The organism is Agromyces binzhouensis (assembly GCF_004135055.1).
Taxonomy (GTDB): domain Bacteria; phylum Actinomycetota; class Actinomycetes; order Actinomycetales; family Microbacteriaceae; genus Agromyces; species Agromyces binzhouensis.
In genome coordinates this window covers 1-3,015 of the sequence record NZ_SDPL01000383.1, presented here as the reverse complement: position 1 = coordinate 3,015, position 3,015 = coordinate 1, and the positions used below count along the sequence as shown (strand labels likewise).

General features: G+C 73.8%; 5 protein-coding genes. 1 reads left to right on the top strand and 4 read right to left on the bottom strand.

The window, feature by feature from the left end; translation table 11 throughout:
• Positions 1-18: 18 nt before the first annotated feature.
• Positions 19-873: an NAD-dependent epimerase/dehydratase family protein gene (locus ESO86_RS14525; RefSeq protein ID WP_129235632.1), complete on the bottom strand. Its 855-nt coding sequence runs from the start codon at positions 871-873 to the stop codon at positions 19-21.
• A gap of 85 nt (positions 874-958) precedes the next feature.
• Between ESO86_RS14525 and ESO86_RS14520 the strand changes: the two genes are divergently transcribed.
• Positions 959-1,417, top strand: a complete 459-nt coding sequence (locus ESO86_RS14520) for a winged helix-turn-helix transcriptional regulator (RefSeq protein ID WP_129235631.1) — start codon at positions 959-961, stop codon at positions 1,415-1,417.
• 16 nt (positions 1,418-1,433) lie between these two features.
• Here the strand turns inward: ESO86_RS14520 and ESO86_RS14515 are convergent, their stop codons facing one another.
• From ESO86_RS14515 to ESO86_RS19815, 3 genes are all read right to left on the bottom strand, one after another.
• On the bottom strand, positions 1,434-2,081 hold the full coding sequence (locus ESO86_RS14515) for a GNAT family N-acetyltransferase (protein ID WP_129235630.1): 648 nt from the start codon (positions 2,079-2,081) through the stop codon (positions 1,434-1,436).
• A gap of 55 nt (positions 2,082-2,136) precedes the next feature.
• Positions 2,137-2,805, bottom strand: coding sequence for a response regulator (locus tag ESO86_RS14510; protein ID WP_129235629.1), 669 nt, complete (start codon positions 2,803-2,805; stop codon positions 2,137-2,139).
• A partial coding sequence (locus ESO86_RS19815; RefSeq protein WP_340638864.1) for an ATP-binding protein occupies positions 2,795-3,015 on the bottom strand: 221 nt, incomplete at its 5' end. The genes ESO86_RS19815 and ESO86_RS14510, both read right to left, overlap by 11 nt.

The following is a 3,015-nucleotide window of genomic DNA, read 5'->3' as shown; positions in this document are numbered from 1 at the left end:
CGAGGTCGGCGGCCCGGCTCAGGCCGCCGACCTGACCGCGTCGAGCTCGTCGAGGATGCTCCGGTGCTCGGGCTCCCACCCGAGGGACCGCGCGAACGCCCCGGTCGCGGCCTGGTCGAGCAGGAGCGCACCGGCGAACGCGTCGCCGAGGCGGGCCCGCGTGGCCTCCGAGCTCTCGGGCGCGACCATGCGTCCGCCGATGCGCTCGGCGATCGCCCGTACCGAGGTCGGCACGCCGTCCACGGCGATGACCCGCGGGATCGGGCCCGTGTGCTCGAGCACGGCGAGGTAGAGCCGCGCGAGGTCGTCGACGTGCACGAGCGACCACCGCTGGCGGCCGTCGCCGATGAGCGGGATGAGGCCGTCGTCGGTGCGCGGACCGTCGAGCAGCATCGGCACGAGCCCGCGCCCCCGGCCGTAGACGACCCCGGGCCGGATGATGCGCGCGTCGACGGATGAGGCGCGCACGCGCTCCTCGAGGGTCGCGCGCCAGGCGACCAGGTCGGCCGGGTCGAGCGGATCGCCCTCGACGAGGTCGTCCCCCGAGCCGTGGACCCAGATGCCGCTCGTGAGCACGAACCGGCCGCGCTCGGCGAAGGCCCGCAGGACGCCGTCGACCACCGCTCCGTCGAGGTCGGCCGCTCCCCGGTCGGGCGCGGCCGCGTGGATGGCGGCGTCGACGTCGGCGAGCGCGGACTCGACGGCGTCGGCGTCGAAGAGGTCGAGGTGCACGGCGGTGGCGCCGCGCGCCGTGACATCCGCCGCCGCCGCGTCACTGCGCACCGCGGCGACCACGTCGTGCCCGGCCGCGACGAGCACGTCCAGGACGGCCGATCCGATGAATCCGGTTCCCCCGGTCAGAAGTGTTCTCATATGACGTACGGTATGGATCGGATACCGGTTACTTCAACGGAAGTTCCCTCGGGGGAACCACGTCGAATCGAACATCGGAGACGACATGCCCACCACCAGCAGCGCACAGATCGCCCGTCGCCGTTCGGCCGACGCGGCGCCGCTCGCCGCGCCGTTCGACCCGGACACGCAGGACGTGCTCGACCCGAACTGCCCGAGCCGAGTGGTCTTCGGCAGGATCGGCGAGCGGTGGTCGATGTTCGTGATCCTCGCACTCGCCGAGGGCACGATGCGCTTCACGCAGCTCCGCGCCCGGGTCGGCGTCGTCACGCCGAAGGTGCTCACCGAGACCCTGCGCGCGCTCGAGGCCGACGGACTCGTCGAACGGCGGGCCTATGCCGATTCGCCGCCCCGCGTGGAGTACTCCCTGACCGGGCTCGGCCGGTCGCTGCTCGAGCCGATGCAGGCCATGCGGGCCTGGGCGGAGGCCCACGTGCCCGAGGTGCTCGCCTCCCGCGAGCGGCACCGCGCCGCGGTCGACGGGGAGGTCGCCGGCCCGGACTGAGGCGCCGCACCCGCCGTCAGGCGCCGAGCTGTGCACGTACGACGTCGTCCAGCCCCTCGACCTCGAGCGCCCAGTCCGGGCGCGCGAAGGCCTCGCGCTCGAGCCTGAGGAGCAGCTCCCGCTCGACCAGCTCGTTGCGCGCGACGACCCGCTTGACGCCGTTCTCGGCGTATCCGAGATGGCGCGAGACGCCGAGCGAGGCCCCGTTCCAGTCGAGCGCCCCCGATTCGGCGACCTCGGCGCCGAGGTGGTCGAAGCAGAACCCGAGCACGGCGGCGCGCATCTCGATCCCGAGGCCGAGACCCTGGCGCGAGGCCGTCAGCCACGACCCGGTCGAGACCGTGCGGAGGATCGCGAACTGCGCGGCTCGCACGTCCTGGATGCCGATCGGCACGCCGTCCTCGAGCACGGCGAAGAGCAGCGTCCAGCCGTCGGGCGTCGTCCCGACGCGTTCGCGCCAGACGTGCCGCGCGAGCTCGCGGCGGACCACCTCGGGCGGCTGGTCCGTCCACGGATGCGCGAACGGCATGACGGCCGGGTCGTGGATGCCGCGGACGGCCGCATCGGCGAGCGCGGCGATGTCGGCGTCGCGCACGAGCCGCAGCTCGAGCCGGGGCGTGCGGAGGGTGAGGCCGAAGAGCGGCCAGACGTCCACGAGGTCCATGGCACGAATGTACTGGCCGCGGTCGTGCCCGGAGCCAGCGACGGTGACGGGCCGGTCAGCGCTGGTCCTCGCGGCCGACGCCCGCGTCGCGCGCGAGGGCGATTGCCTCGTCGCGGTCGGCGACGTGGAGCTTGGTGAAGATGTTGGAGATGTGGTTCCGGACGGTCTTCGGACTCACGTAGAGCTCGCGCGCGATCTCCTGGTTGCGGGCGCCTGAGGCGATCAGTTCGAGGACCTCGCGCTCGCGCGCGGTGAGCGTCGGGAATGCCTCCGCCGAGGCCCCCCGCGTCCGCTCGGCGGAGAAGTAGGCGAGCACGCGGCCCGCGATCCCCGAGCCGAACACGGCGTCGCCGGCGGCCACGGCGACGGCGGCACGCACGATCTCCTCGGGAGTCGCCCCCTTCAGCAGGTACCCGCGAGCCCCCGCCCGCATCGCCGCGAACACGGCGTCGTGGTCATCGACCATCGTCAGGACGAGGACCGCGATGTGCGGGCTCGCCCGAACGATCGTCCGCGTCGCCTCGATGCCGCTCAGGGTGGGCAGGTTGACGTCCATGAGCACGACGTCCGGCTGCAGTCGCTCGGCCTCCCGCACGGCGTCGGGGCCGTCGGCCGCGGTTCCGACGACGACGAGTGCGGGCGCCTCGGCGAAGACGCCGACGAGCCCTTCCCGGTAGACGGGGTGATCGTCGACGACGAGCACGCGGATCAGGTCATCGGTCATGACGGGCGCCCTCCCCTTCGGGCGGTATCGGGAGCGCGGCGCGGACGGTCGTCCCGCCGCCCGGCCGCGACACGACCTCGAACGATCCGCCGAGCTCGCCGGCGCGTTCGCGCATCGACCGGAGCCCGATACCGGCGCCGGCGCCTGCGCCGGCGCCGTCGCCGGCGGTGTCGGCCATCCCGTCGCCGTCGTCCGAGACCTCGATCCGCA

What these genes read in the sequence shown, in the direction of transcription:
- ESO86_RS14525 (WP_129235632.1), bottom strand. Translation starts at nt 873, where the DNA reads ATGAGAACACTTCTGACCGGGGGAACCGGATTCATCGGATCGGCCGTC.
- ESO86_RS14520 (WP_129235631.1), top strand. Translation starts at nt 959, where the DNA reads ATGCCCACCACCAGCAGCGCACAGATCGCCCGTCGCCGTTCGGCCGAC.
- ESO86_RS14515 (WP_129235630.1), bottom strand. Translation starts at nt 2,081, where the DNA reads ATGGACCTCGTGGACGTCTGGCCGCTCTTCGGCCTCACCCTCCGCACG.
- ESO86_RS14510 (WP_129235629.1), bottom strand. Translation starts at nt 2,805, where the DNA reads ATGACCGATGACCTGATCCGCGTGCTCGTCGTCGACGATCACCCCGTC.